This is a genomic window from Pseudonocardia sp. GCM10023141 (assembly GCF_042653605.1).
Genome location: NZ_JBHSIR010000019.1, coordinates 66,391 through 79,857, shown reverse-complemented (window position 1 = coordinate 79,857; position 13,467 = coordinate 66,391). Strand labels below are relative to the sequence as shown.

11 protein-coding genes and 2 riboswitches are annotated in these 13,467 nt (G+C 69.9%); of the genes, 7 read left to right on the top strand and 4 right to left on the bottom strand.

The genetic code is table 11. From position 1 onward, the window contains the following. Positions 1–576: 576 nt before the first annotated feature. Positions 577–705: riboswitch (TPP riboswitch) on the top strand. From thiC (ACFPFQ_RS10165) to phoU, 7 genes are all read left to right on the top strand, one after another. Next, the gene (gene thiC, locus ACFPFQ_RS10165) at positions 699–2,348 is read left to right on the top strand and encodes a phosphomethylpyrimidine synthase ThiC (RefSeq protein WP_379617186.1); all 1,650 of its coding nucleotides are present in this window, start codon (positions 699–701) and stop codon (positions 2,346–2,348) included. It overlaps the preceding riboswitch by 7 nt. A gap of 419 nt (positions 2,349–2,767) precedes the next feature. Then, on the top strand, positions 2,768–3,301 hold the full coding sequence (locus ACFPFQ_RS10160) for a Chromate resistance protein ChrB (RefSeq protein ID WP_379617184.1): 534 nt from the start codon (positions 2,768–2,770) through the stop codon (positions 3,299–3,301). Between the two features lie 31 nt (positions 3,302–3,332). Beyond that, positions 3,333–3,962: a phosphatase PAP2 family protein gene (locus ACFPFQ_RS10155; RefSeq protein ID WP_379617182.1), complete on the top strand. Its 630-nt coding sequence runs from the start codon at positions 3,333–3,335 to the stop codon at positions 3,960–3,962. Further along, positions 3,962–5,143, top strand: coding sequence for an MFS transporter (locus ACFPFQ_RS10150; RefSeq protein ID WP_379617180.1), 1,182 nt, complete (start codon positions 3,962–3,964; stop codon positions 5,141–5,143). Before ACFPFQ_RS10155 ends, ACFPFQ_RS10150 begins: the two co-directional genes overlap by 1 nt. A gap of 368 nt (positions 5,144–5,511) precedes the next feature. Beyond that, a complete protein-coding gene (locus ACFPFQ_RS10145) occupies positions 5,512–5,745 on the top strand; it encodes a hypothetical protein (protein ID WP_379617178.1) in 234 nt (77 codons plus the stop codon). Positions 5,746–5,992: 247 nt separating this feature from the next. Further along, positions 5,993–6,187, top strand: a complete 195-nt coding sequence (locus ACFPFQ_RS10140) for a hypothetical protein (RefSeq protein ID WP_379617176.1) — start codon at positions 5,993–5,995, stop codon at positions 6,185–6,187. 41 nt (positions 6,188–6,228) lie between these two features. Further along, positions 6,229–6,885: a phosphate signaling complex protein PhoU gene (gene phoU / locus ACFPFQ_RS10135; RefSeq protein WP_379617174.1), complete on the top strand. Its 657-nt coding sequence runs from the start codon at positions 6,229–6,231 to the stop codon at positions 6,883–6,885. Positions 6,886–7,009: 124 nt separating this feature from the next. On the opposite strand, the gene ACFPFQ_RS10130 is transcribed toward phoU, so the two are convergent. The 4 genes from ACFPFQ_RS10130 to ACFPFQ_RS10115 form a co-directional block, all read right to left on the bottom strand. Then, the gene (locus tag ACFPFQ_RS10130) at positions 7,010–7,150 is read right to left on the bottom strand and encodes a hypothetical protein (protein WP_379617172.1); all 141 of its coding nucleotides are present in this window, start codon (positions 7,148–7,150) and stop codon (positions 7,010–7,012) included. A gap of 202 nt (positions 7,151–7,352) precedes the next feature. After that, positions 7,353–9,080, bottom strand: coding sequence for an Hsp70 family protein (locus tag ACFPFQ_RS10125; protein ID WP_379617170.1), 1,728 nt, complete (start codon positions 9,078–9,080; stop codon positions 7,353–7,355). A 462-nt stretch (positions 9,081–9,542) separates the two neighbouring features. Then, positions 9,543–11,276: a phosphomethylpyrimidine synthase ThiC gene (gene thiC, locus ACFPFQ_RS10120; RefSeq protein WP_379617168.1), complete on the bottom strand. Its 1,734-nt coding sequence runs from the start codon at positions 11,274–11,276 to the stop codon at positions 9,543–9,545. Beyond that, a riboswitch (TPP riboswitch) is annotated at positions 11,269–11,406 on the bottom strand. It overlaps the preceding gene by 8 nt. Positions 11,407–11,596: 190 nt before the next feature. Further along, entirely contained in the window at positions 11,597–12,865 is a 1,269-nt protein-coding gene (locus ACFPFQ_RS10115; RefSeq protein ID WP_379617166.1) for an EAL domain-containing protein, read from the bottom strand. Between the last annotated feature and the right edge of the window lie 602 nt (positions 12,866–13,467).

Here is a 13,467-nt window from a genome sequence, read left to right as displayed (position 1 = left end):
AACCAAGGGCTTCACCCATGATCAACCGGGGTCACGCCACGGCACCGCCAGGTTAAACAACAAGCTAAGGGGTCGCTGGCCCCCGGCCCGTGGATCTCAGCAGGGACAGACGCGCGGAACGTCTCCCTCGATGTCGCCGTAGCGACGCACGCCGTGGCAGAACCGGCGCGACACGGACGCTGCTGTCCCGGCGGAACCCGATTGCTCTGTTCACCCCGTCACACCCCGCCGGACAGTCAGACCTCCCACCAGCTGCCTCCAGGATCGCCCGCCAGACGAGAACGCCGCCAGGCGCCAGGACAACGGCCACCAGTCCCCAACGGGGCGGAAATCGCCGGTGCAAGTCGCCGCCAGGCGACCGGCCTCGCCCCGACGGCCAACAGCCAGCCCAGAAAGCAACACTCCAACAACGGCCGGCGGCATCGAAGATCCACATCACCGCGCGCTCAACCGACGCGAACTGATGTTGACCCCGTTCAGCGGACATCACAGTGTCCGTGGAACGGGGTCAACATCAGCCCGTGTAACGGGTGGATGGTGCGTGGCGCTGGTGGTGGTCTAGGGTCGCGGCGAGAATTGGATATCCACGGGAGTCCGCGCCGTAAGCGGGCTGAGAGGGCGGCTTCTCCTTCGCAGGGAGCGGTGCCGCCGACCGCCTGAACCTGTCCGGGTCATGCCGGCGTAGGGAGAAAACAGCCATGACGGCTCTGCAGGACACGACGGTGTCCCCGACCATCACCACCGGCCCCATCCAGGGCTCCCACAAGGTCTACCTCGACGGCCCGGACGACATCCGGGTGCCGGTCCGCCGCGTCGAGTTGAGCAACGGCGAGCATTTCGACGTCTACGACACCTCGGGCCCCTACACCGATCCGGACGCCGTGATCGATGTCCGCGCCGGGCTCCCACCAGTGCGCGCGCCCTGGATCGCCGCCCGGGAGCCGGTCGGCGGCGCGGTCACGCAGGTCGCGTATGCGAAGGCCGGGGTCCTCACGCCGGAGATGCGGTTCATCGCGATCCGCGAGGGCGTCGACGTGGAACTGGTCCGCAGCGAGGTCGCCCGCGGCCGTGCCGTGATCCCGGCCAACCGATGCCACCCCGAGGCCGAACCGATGATCATCGGCAAGAAGTTCCTCGTGAAGATCAACGCCAACATCGGGAACTCCGCGGTCACCTCCTCCATCGAGGAGGAGGTGGACAAGATGGTGTGGGCCACCCGGTGGGGCGCCGACAACGTCATGGACCTGTCCACCGGGCGCGACATCCACGCCACCCGCGAGTGGATCATCCGCAACTCCCCCGTCCCGATCGGCACGGTGCCGATCTACCAGGCCCTGGAGAAGGTCAACGGCGACCCCGCGAAACTGTCGTGGGAGGTGTACCGCGACACCGTGATCGAGCAGTGCGAGCAGGGCGTCGACTACATGACCGTGCACGCCGGTGTGCTGCTGCGCTACGTCCCGCTGACCGCGAAACGCGTCACCGGGATCGTGTCCCGCGGCGGGTCGATCATGGCGGCGTGGTGCCTCGCGCACCACCGGGAGTCGTTCCTGTACACGCATTTCGCCGAGCTGTGCGACATCCTGCGCACCTACGACGTCACGTTCTCCCTCGGCGACGGGCTGCGGCCGGGCTCGATCGCCGACGCCAACGACGACGCACAGTTCGCCGAGCTGAAGACCCTTGGTGAGCTCACCCAGATCGCCCGCGAACGGGATGTGCAGGTGATGATCGAAGGGCCGGGCCACATCCCGATGCACAAGATCGCGGAGAACGTGCGCCTCGAAGAACAGTGGTGCGATGAGGCGCCGTTCTACACCCTCGGCCCGCTGGCCACCGACATCGCGCCCGGCTACGACCACATCACCAGCGCGATCGGGGCGGCCACGATCGCCACGGCCGGGACCGCGATGCTGTGCTATGTCACGCCCAAGGAGCACCTCGGTCTGCCCGACCGCGGCGACGTGAAGACCGGGGTGATCACCTACAAGATCGCCGCGCACGCCGCCGACCTCGCCAAGGAACATCCCCGCGCGCAGGCCCGCGACGACGCACTGAGCCAGGCCCGGTTCGAGTTCCGCTGGGCTGATCAGTTCCGGCTCTCCCTCGACCCCGACACCGCGCAGTCCTTCCACGACGAGACACTCCCGGCCGCACCGGCCAAGACCGCGCATTTCTGCTCGATGTGCGGGCCGAAGTTCTGCTCGATGAAGATCACCCAGGACGTCCGGGACTACGCCGAGGCGCACGGGCTGACCAGCGTCGAGGCCATCGACGCCGGCATGGACGAGAAGGCGGGCGAGTTCACCGGGCACGGCGCCCGGCTGTACCTCCCTGTCACTCACTAGCCCACCGACCAGCAGCCCGAGAAACCCACCTCATCGAACGACCGCGTCACGGCCCACGATCAGGCAACGAGTCAGGGGTCGACCATTCCTGCCCGCCGAGGATGTGCTATCCCGGCCGGGCTGCGATGGCGGTGCCCGTCACCCCCTCCGGCGGGCACCGCCCCGCGCGATGAGCCGGTCTGTGGCCTCGACGAAACCCGTACCCGCCGGTCACCCCCAGTGGCTGACGGTCGATCCGACCAGTGTCGAGAGCGTCTACTGCACGACCGTCCCGATCTTCGGGGACGGCGTCCCGGGTTTGCCGCTGGGTTCGCGGTGGCGGTCGTCCCCGTGCGGATGGGCCAGCGCACCGTGACTCACTCGTCACTGGATGTTTTGTAACTGCTGATACATTTATTTGTGTGACTGGACGGCGCGAGGTGGCTCGGTGGTTGGTGTTGGTGGTGCGGGTGCCGGCCGAGCCGTCGCGGCATCGGGTGGCGGTGTGGCGGGAGCTGCGCCGCGTCGGGGCGCTGTCGCTGGGCCAGGGCGCCTGGGTGGTGCCGGACGTGCCGGTGTTCGCTGAGGGCGTGGCACGGGTGATCGAGCTTGCGCAGCGCGGCGAGGGCGAGGTGCTGGTGCTCGACGCCGCCGGGCGGGCCGAGCAGGACGCGGCCCGGTTGGAGGCGCTGTTCACCGCGGAGCGGACCGAGGAGTGGGTGGAGTTCGTGGCCGATTGCGGCAAGTTCGACGCCGAGATCGACAAGGAGATCCGCGTGGGCAAGTTCACGATGGCCGAGCTGGAGGAGGAAGAGCAGAGCCTGGAGCGGTTGCGCCGCTGGCACCGCGATATCAAGGCCCGTGACGTGTTCGGCGCCCCCGCCGCTACGGAGGCCGAGCAGCAGCTCAAGTACTGCGCAGATCGGCTCGCTGACTACACCGAGCGGGTCTTCCAGGCGCTGCACCAGATGTGACCCCACCGAAAGCTAGCAAGGGACCGCGTGCATGAACCCCGATACCCAGCTCTTCCTGGACATCAACGACTTCGCCCGCGCCACCGGGTGGCTGCATGGCGTCGTGTCGGCGTACGCCGACTACGGGATTGTGGTGTTCGCCGCACTGATCCTCGCGGCCTGGTGGATCGCGCGGCGGCGGGCGAACACTTCGATGATGGCGGCGGCGGTGTGGGCGCCGCTGGGGATGCTGGTCGCGCTCGGAGTGAATCAGCCGATCGCCGCGCTGGTCGGTGAGCCCCGCCCGTACGAGGTGCTGCCGGATCTGCTGGTGCTGGCGCACGTCACCCAGGATCCGTCGTTTCCCAGTGATCACGCAGTGATGGCAGGCGCGGTCGCGGCCGGGGTGTTCGTCCTCAGCCGCCGACTGGGGGTGCTGGCCGGGCTGGCGGCGGCGGCGATGGCGTTCGCCCGCGTCTATATCGCCGCCCACTACCCGCAGGATGTGCTGGCCGGACTCCTGCTGGGGGCCGCGGTCAGCCTGGTCGGGTTCTGGCTGGTGTGCCGGGTGCTGGTGTGGCTGCTGGTCCTGGTCGAACGCACCCCGCTGCGGCCACTGCTCACCACCGCCGACACGGCCACCCTCGCCGAGCCGCTCACGGCCGACGCGCGACGGAACTGATGAGCACCGGCTCGCCCAAGCGGACCGGCACCGCGGCACGGGGCGGTGTGCTGCCGTTGTACGCGGCGGGGTTCGTGACCGCGTTCGGCGCGCACAGCATCGCCGCCAGCCTGGGCGGCTACACCGAGGCCGGACCTGCCTCGCTGTTAACTCTCGGTGTGCTGCTCGCGGTCTACGACGGCGCCGAGGTGCTGCTCAAGCCGGTCTTCGGGTCGCTGGCCGACCGTGTCGGCGCCCGCCCGGTCCTGCTCGGCGGGCTGCTGGCCTTCGCCCTCGCATCCGCCGCCTTCGTGATCGCCGGAAACCCGGCTGCGGTCGGGCTGGCCCGGCTGGGGCAGGGCGCCGCCGCCGCGGCGTTCTCCCCGGCCGCCGGCGCGCTGGTGGCCCGGCTCTCACCCGGCACCCGACACGGCCGCGCGTTCGGCGGCTACGGCGCGTGGAAAGGACTCGGTTACACCCTGGGCCCCGTCCTCGGCGGCGTCCTGATCACCCTGGGCGGCTACACCCTGCTGTTCGCCACCCTCGGCGTGCTCGCGGTGGCCGTCGCCGTGTGGGCCGCGCTCGCAGTCCCCACCGTCGCGCCGCTGCCCCGCACCCGGCAAACCGTGCTCGACCTGGCCCGCCGCCTGAGCACCGGCAGCTTCCTACGCCCCACCGTCGCCCTCACGGGCGCCACCGCCGCGCTGTCCGTCGGCGTCGGGTTCCTGCCCGTGGCCGGCGCCGGTTACGGCCTGGGTCCGCTGGCCACCGGAGCGGCCGTGTCCCTCCTGGCCGCGACCGCCGCATTGGTCCAACCCTGGACCGGGCGCGCCCGCGACGCCGGCCGGATACGGGACGGGGCGGGCATGGCGCTCGGTCTGGGCATGGCCGCGGCCGGCATCACGGTCGCCGCCGTGCTGCCCGGCATCACCGGGCTCGTGGTGGCCGCACTCGCCATCGGCGCCGGGACCGGGCTGGTGACCCCGATCGGGTTCGCGCACCTGGCCGCCACCGCACCCCCCGAGCGGCTCGGGCAAACCCTGGGCGCGGCCGAAGTCGGCCGGGAACTCGGCGACGCCGGCGGCCCGCTCCTGGTCGGCGCCATCGCCGCCGCCAGCACACTGGGCTTCGGCATGATCGGTCTCGCCGTGCTGCTCACCGCCGCGGCTGTGGTGGCAAGCAGCACGAGCACCCGTCATTAGCAGCGCCCCGGAAGCGTCAGAACAGCGTGTCCCGCACGCGCAGCGGCCGGTAGCCGGCGGGGATGACCGGTCCGCGGCCCGTCGCTCGTGCCTATCTACAGATTTCGGTAGTTCATCGCGGGCCATCGGGCGGTATAGGCGCCTGTCATGCGGCGGCGGTGTGGATGCACGGGTGAGCCGCTCGGCACTCGTGCGAGCCAGTAGTGGAGCTGCGCGCAGTCCGGAGCGCGAACGGGCATCGACATCACGCCCCGTGTCACCGGCTGTCGCGCCCTCGCCCCCTGTGAGCTGGCTGACATCGGGAAACGCTGCCGCCCGCGCGCCCGATGGGTCAGCAACACTCCTAATCGGACGGGGGGAGATGGCCGATGTCGTTCGTCTGGGCCGGAGCCGACCTCACCACCAACCGTGTCACCGCAGTGCTCACGAGAGCCGCAGACCCACCCTGCGGCCCCGCGCCACGTGACGGACGGCCACTCACCGACGTGTTGCTCGTGCCGCGATCCGGGGAGGAGGGTGCGGCGCGCGGGCCCGCCGAGCTGGAGCTCGGTGAGGTGCTGGTGGTCCGGCCGGGCAGTGCGGACCCGCCACCAGCCGGGTGACGTTCCCACACCAGGCAGCGCCACACGCGCATCCTCGCTGGTGTGCTTCCGATGAGTGATCGCCTCGGTGTGCCGGCAGTGCCGGCGGAGAAGCAGCTTGAGGTACTGGGCCGGCTGCTCCTGGTTCTGCAGCGCGGCTGCGACGCGTCGGCCACCGTTCCCGGCTTCGACTACTGGCCGGCTGTCGGTGGCGGTTTCGTGCTGGAATGGGCCCACCGGCGCGTACGCGCAGGAACTGGTCAACGACATGCTGCAATCCCTGCAGGACTCCGACAGCAGCGTGCTGGCGCCGACGGACATCATCCAACGCACTGACATCGTCTCCGCCGTCGAGCACCGACTGTTCCTGCTCATTCACGGCGTGCCGGTCGAGTTTCGGTCCAGCGAGCCCGTCGGCGCCCGTGCTGCTCGTGCCCGCCGCCTCGCGCGCGCACACTCCTGACAGGTAGCCGTGGCGTCGGCACCAGTGGCTACCCTGCGCCCATGCGCGATGCCTACCAACATCAACTGGATGAGCTGAGCAGCTCCCTGGCCGACATGTGCGCGCACGTGGCCACCGCACTGGAGAAGGCCACCACCGCTCTGCTCGGGGTCAATCTGCAACTCGCGGAAGAAGTCATCTCCAACGACGCCATCATCGACCGATCCCGCGAGCACGCCGAACGGCAGGCATTCGCCCTGCTCGCCCTGCAGGCTCCCGTGGCGACCGATCTGCGGATCGTCGTCGCCGCAATCCACGGCGCCGGTGACATCGAGCGCATGGGTGACCTCGCCCTGCACATCGCCCAGACCGCGCGCCGACGTCACCCACAGCCGGCATTGCCCGTCGAGGTCGCCCCCTACTTCGCGGAGATGGGACGTGTCGGTGTTGCACTGGCGGCCAAGGCCGGCGAGGTGATCCGTACCCGCGACCTGGCGCGCGCGAGTGAGCTGGAAGCCGACGACGACGCCATGGACGACCTACACAAGCACATGTTCTCCGTGCTCATGGACCGCAACTGGGCGCACGGCATCGAAGCCGCAGTGGACATCACACTGCTCGCGCGGTTCTACGAGCGCTACGCCGACCACGCCGTCGCTGTCGCCCGCAGGATCGTCTACGTCGTCACCGGACACATGCCCGGACCAGTCCCGAGCTGACCAACCCCGCGAGCACCACACCCCACCACACCAGGACATAGATCATCCAGATCGGTTGCGGCGGTTGTCGGCAACGAGATCGGCGTCCTGAGCACGCGTCGCCTCATTGCCAGCACGGCGGTTGTCAGCCGGGGACGACCTCGATCAGGCTGTCTGCGCCGACAAGGTCGTTGGCGTTGCGCGTGTAGAGGCGTGCGGAGTGGGTGCTATCCGGGTTGGGCTCGTCAGCGCCCAGCCGGATCGTCTGGTCGGTCCGGATGCTCATCGGCCCGCAGCCCCGTCGGCGGCCCGCACCACCGGCGAACTCAACGCGACCAGCCCCGACGAGACCGCGCTCACCTACACCGAACACGCCGTCTACTCCGACGGCACACACTCGCGACGTCGCCGAACACGGGACCGGGGTGCTGCTCGACCGCCTCGGCTGAGTCTGGCAGCGGTCCCGGTACAGCCCAGGATCGCCGCGGTCAGGGTCTACCCACGGGTGGGAGTAACGCGTCGAGGGGGGTGGGTGGAGTCACCGGTGGGTCGACCACACCGGGCGGATCATCATTGCGCGGCGGGATGACCGCGACGGGCGGCGTCGCAGTGGTGTTTCCGCCCCCGGGAGGGGGCAACGGGAGCGCGCCCGTCGCCGCGCCGGCACGACCCGCACCTGATCCGGGGATGCGGCTGTCACCATCGCTACTGCCGCTATTGCCTCGGGGGCTCCCGGTCGGGGGGTTCGCCACGGCGGGCACCGGATCGACGGTGGGAGTGGCTGTGGTGGCGCCGTTGTCGGTAGGCGCGCCGATTCCGGGAGTCGGCGGCGAGCCTGGCCACAGCAGGACCGCGGCGATCACGGTCACGACACACACCATGCCGATGAGCATGACCAGCCGGGCACGACGACGCTGCTCGTGTCCGGGTCCGGGGTGCCCGCGTGGTGTCGTGGGGTACACCGCACCGGCCGGCGGTGGCTCCGGCTGCGGCTGTGCAGCTGCCGCGACAGGTCGCGACGGGCGAGTGGGCGCGGTCATCCCGGAGCCCGGGGATGTATGTCGTAGGGACGCGGCGCCCCTGCCTGGGCCGGTGGGGGCGGAGCGCATCATCGCGCCCGGCCGGGACGCGACCGTGGTGGGAAAGCCCACCAACGCGGCCCCCTTCGCGATCGCGGTGGCGGGGTCGGGGTCGACGAACACCGGTCGGCCCAGATGCGCGGACACGAGCTGCGCGACGAGCGGGATCCGCGCCGAGCCGCCGACCAGGACCACCGCGGTGAGCTGTGCGGGTGCCAACCCCGCCGAGGCCACCACCGTGTCCAGCACGGCGACGGTCTCCTCGACCCGAGGCCGGATCACGGACTCGAACTCGCTGCGGTGCAATCGCACCCTCGCACGAGCCGTGAGCGTCGTCGGTACCGGGATCACCACCTCGGTATCGCTGCTCAGCGTTTCCTTGGCCTGGGTGCAGACCTGCCGCAGCCGCCCCACCGCGGCCAGCACGGCGAGGTCGGCGCCGTCCCCCGCGTCGAGTGCGGCGGGGTCACACAGCGCCGTGTCGAACAGCGCCGTATCGAACAGCTCCCTGTCGAACAGCGCGTGCAGGCCTTCCCGGACGTGCTCGAAGACGGCCTCGTCAAAATCGGCACCACCGAGCCGCTCGAGCCGTTCCGCGCGGCCCCACAGCTCCCATCCCGCCGCGCCCGCTGCCGCGGTTGTCGTGGTGGGGTCGGCTGGGCCGGTAGTGGTTGTGCGGATCACCGCGGCGTCGAAGGTGGTGCCGCCCAGGTCGTAAACGGCGATCGCGGAATCGGGAATCGTCGAACCGCCGACGCCGCGGTCGGTGGCCGTGTAGTGCAGGACAGCGGCCAGCGGCTCGGCCAGGAGCGTGACAGTGAGCCCCTGCCCGGCCAGCGCTGCGGTCAGGAGGTCGCATTTGTGGGCGCCCCACGAGGCTGGGTGGGTAACCACGATCCGGTCCGCCGGGCCGCCCTCGCGCGCGGCGACCCGGTCGACGACCCACCGGATCAGCCAGGCCGAGAGCTCCTGCGGCGCCCACGCCTGGCCGGCAACCACGATCGGTGTCGGGTCCCCGATGCGGCGCTGAAACCCCCGCACAACACGGCGCGGATCGGTCAACGCGCGCCGCTGCGCCACCTCACCGACCACGACCGTCCCGTCCGGCTCCACGAACAGCACCGACGCAACCAGCACCGACCCACCGATCCCGCCATGTGCGCCACCATATGTGCCGCCATGTGCGCCGCCATGTGCGCCGAGTGTCACGACCGCGGGCTCAGACCAGCCCGTCGCCGAGGACCGGCACACCGCGGCGGCCGTGGACGTCGCCCCCACATCGATTCCGAGCTGGTACCCCCACCGACGAGCTCCGCTCACCCCGACACCCCACCCCGCCCCGGCCCAGCCCCGGCCCGACCCCGACCCCGGCCCCGACCCCGGCCCCGGCCCCGGCCCCGCGATACCGCGGTCCACTGGCGACGTCGGGACCCGCCGATGACGCGGCGGTGCGACGGCCCGGGGTCAGGTCGATGTGAAGCGCTCACGTAACAACTCCCGGCAGGGGCATCGAACGGCGGCCTGTCTCCTGGGCAGCCCCACCTGGGGCTGACGCGCAGGCCCGAATATGGGGTGATGCGGCTGGGGTGATGCGGCTGACTACGGGGTATCGGTGATGGGCAGGTAGACGCGGGCGCCCTGCCCGGTGAACTCGGTGGCCTTGGTGAACTCGGTGGCCTTGTCAACCATGCCGGCCTCGATGGCCTCGACGCTGGTCAGCCCGTGCGCCTCGGCGTAATCCCGGACGTCCTGGGTGATCTTCATGGAGCAGAACTTCGGCCCGCACATGGAGCAGAAATGCGCGGTCTTCGCCGGCTCGGCCGGGAGCGTCTCGTCATGGAAGGACTGCGCGGTGTCGGGATCGAGGGAGAGCCGGAACTGATCGGCCCAGCGGAACTCGAACCGGGCCTGGCTCAGCGCGTCGTCCCGGGCTTGGGCCCGCGGATGCTCCTTGGCCAGGTCAGCGGCGTGCGCGGCGATCTTGTAGGTGATCACCCCGGTCTTGACGTCGTCACGGTCGGGCAGACCCAAATGTTCCTTCGGGGTGACGTAGCACAGCATCGCGGTGCCGGCCGCCGCGATCGTGGCCGCACCGATCGCCGAGGTGATGTGGTCATAGCCCGGTGCGATATCGGTGACCAGCGGGCCCAGCGTGTAGAACGGCGCCTCCCCGCACCACTGCTCCTCCAACCGGATGTTCTCCGCGATCTTGTGCATCGGGACGTGACCCGGGCCTTCGATCATCACCTGCACATCCCGCCCGCGGGCGATCCGGGTGAGCTCACCAAGGGTCCTGAGCTCGGCAAACTGGGCGTCGTCGTTAGCATCGGCGATCGAACCCGGGCGCAGCCCGTCACCAAGGGAAAACGTGACATCGTAGGTGCGCAGAATGTCGCACAGCTCGGCGAAATGGGTGTAGAGGAACGACTCCCGGTGATGCGCCAGGCACCATGCGGCCATGATCGCCCCACCGCGGGAGACGATCCCGGTCACCCGCTTGGCGGTGAGCGGTATATAGCGCAGAAGCACCCCGGCATGCACAGTCATGTAGTCCACGCCCTGCTCGCACTGCTCGATCACGGTGTCGCGATACACCTCCCACGACAGGTCCGCCGGGTCCCCGTTGACCTTCTCCAACGCCTGGTAGATCGGCACCGTCCCGATCGGCACCGGGGAGTTGCGGATGATCCACTCGCGGGTGGCGTGGATGTCGCGGCCGGTGGACAGATCCATCACGGTGTCAGCGCCCCACCGGATGGCCCACACCATCTTGTCCACCTCCTCCTCGATCGAGGAGGACACCGCGGAGTTCCCGATATTCGCGTTGATCTTCACCAGGAACCGCTTACCGATGATCATCGGCTCGGATTCCGGATGGCGACGGTTGGCCGGGATCACCGCCCGGCCACGCTCCACCTCGCAACGCACCAGCTCGACATCAACACCCTCGCGGATCGCGATGAACCGCATCTCGGGCGTCACGATCCCAGCCCGGGCATACGCAAGCTGCGTGACCGCACCACCCGCACCATCCGGGCCATCCATCCATTCCCGGTCGGCAACCCACGACGCCCGCAGCGGCGGCAGGCCCGCGCGCAGGTCGATCCGCGCGGTCCCGTCAGTGCCGTCGGTGTCGGTGTCGTCGCTGTCGGTGTAGGGGCCCGACGTGTCGTACACGTCGTGATACTCCCCGTTGGTCAACTCGACCCGACGGACCGGCACCCGCAACCCCCGCGGCCCGTCCAGGTACACCTTGCGCGAGCCCTGAATCGGGCCCGTCGTCACCCGCGGCGGTTCCGGTGGCTGTGTCTGTGCATCAGGCAGCACTGTCATGGGTGTTCCTCCCTACGCCGGCATTACCCGGACAGGTTCTGGCGGTCGGCGACACCCCCACCCCCTCGACGAAGGAGGGAAAAGCCGCCCTCTCAGCCCGCTTACGGTGCGAGCTCCCGTGACGCCGACGTCCCCGGCCATCAACCTGTGGTGGCCAGAACGTCCCCGACCGGGTGACCCTATCCGCTCCACTGCCGAGCACGCACCCTCCGCTCACCGCACTGACCCCTCCAGTGATGACCGGACAGATCAGCCGGGCCGATAGCTCGTGTGGCGCTCACGCTCCGTCAGCGATCACGATCGGCGTCGGTTCCCGATGTTCAGGCGGCGGTGCCGGTGGCCTCTTGGAGCAGGTCGCTGACCCGCACGATCCCGGCGCAAACGCCCTGGTCGTCGATCAGGACCACGTCGTCGTAGCTGCGGGCCCGGTCGCCGCTGAGGCAGTAGGCCAGCGCGGCACGTACGTCGGTGGTCGCGGACAGGGTGCGCGGCGGGTCGGCGAGGGTGCGGGCCGGGCGGTGGGCGTAGAGCGCTCGACCGAACGGGCCGGAGATGGCGAGCATGAACCGGTTGCGGTCCAGGAAACAGACCGGGCGCCGAGCCGTGTCGAGCAGCACGATGCTGCCCGCGTGCGGGTGATCGGCCAGTACCTGGCGCACCGTTTCAGCCGTCACGTCCTCGTGCAACGTCACCGCCGCCTGAGTGAGGGTGTCGACCGCCGCCAGCGCCAGCGGCAGGGTCGGTGTCGGACGTGACGGTGGACGTGGTGTCGGCGACGGTGTCGGGTTGTGGGCGGGTGGCGTGTGCACCGGTGACCGGCCGGCTGAGCGGGCCGCCGATTGGGTGGCCGATTGATTGGCGTGGATGCGCGGCATGAGGTCGACCGGCAGCAGGATCCCGAGGTGGGAGGGGCGGCGGCGCGGCTCGGCCAGCAACGGCCCCTGTGCCCATCCGATGCCGTGATCGCGGACCGCGGCGAGCTCGTCAGGATGGGTCACACCGATCGCCGAGACGCGCACGCCGACGGCGCGGCAGACCTCGCACAGCGCCGCTACCACAGCCCGGGCCCGCGGCACGTGAGGCAGCCGGGCCACCAGCGAGGCGTCGATCTTGACGAGGTCGGGGGCCAGCTCCGCGATCTGCTCGAGGCCGAAGCCGCGGCCGACAGTGTCGAACGCAATGCCGAACCCGTCGGCCCGCAGCGCAGCGACTCCGTCGGCGAACGCGTCGGGTGGCGCCGCCGAGAGCGCGGGGTTGATCTCCAGCAAGATCGGCGGGGTCGGGCGGTCTGCGGACCGGTGCTGCAGCGAGGTACGCAGTTGGGCCAGCCTGCTGCGGGCCAGCACCACGGTGTCAGCCAGGACGTCGACGTGCAGAGGCACGGTGGAGTCGTAGCCGGTGTCGTGCAGCACCGAGGAGATCGCGATGCCAGCGTCGAATTCGGCGAGCTGCCGTGCACCCCACACCGCACCACGGGCCACACGCTCCACCTGGTCACGCGACTGACAGCGATGCACCTCGATGCCGGCCAGCCGGCCGCTGACGAGATTGAGGACCGGCTCGAAGACGAAACGACCGTAGTCACTCATCGTCACTCCCCGTCGAGGATTACGCCGAACAGGTGCACACTTGCACATCCATTCGCATGAACGACAGGTGAGGCGTCGCACAGTGCTACGGGATGGGTCACGGATGGATCCGTTCGAGTGGCGCCCGTTCGGCGTCGAGGATCAACGCTCAGCGCGGTGCGCGCCAGCAGCGGTCGTGAAACGACCGCATTGCCAGCGCCCGGTCAATCGCACCCGCCAGCGACCCGCTCCGCGTGGCCAGATTGCACGGTGGCCAGCATGTGGAGTAACGCCGCACCTTATACCGCGATCAGTCTGTGAGGTGTCCACTCGGGACACTCGGTCCACCGCGGTGGAAATTCGGGACGGGAGGCGCGGTGCGCACCTCAGATGGTGTTGAGATCGTCCATGAACTGCGAGTGTGGGCCACCAGCCCAGATCCGAGCGGCCCAGACTCCGACGGCTCGGCCAGCCCTGACTCGGCCAGCCCGGAACCGGGAACGGTCAACCTGCACGTGCCTACACCCGAAGCTGACCCGGACGGCTCGTTCGTTCTGCACACTGACAACGGCAGAACAATGATCGTCGACTCCCGGATCGCGGTCACAGCGCACCCCCAGACC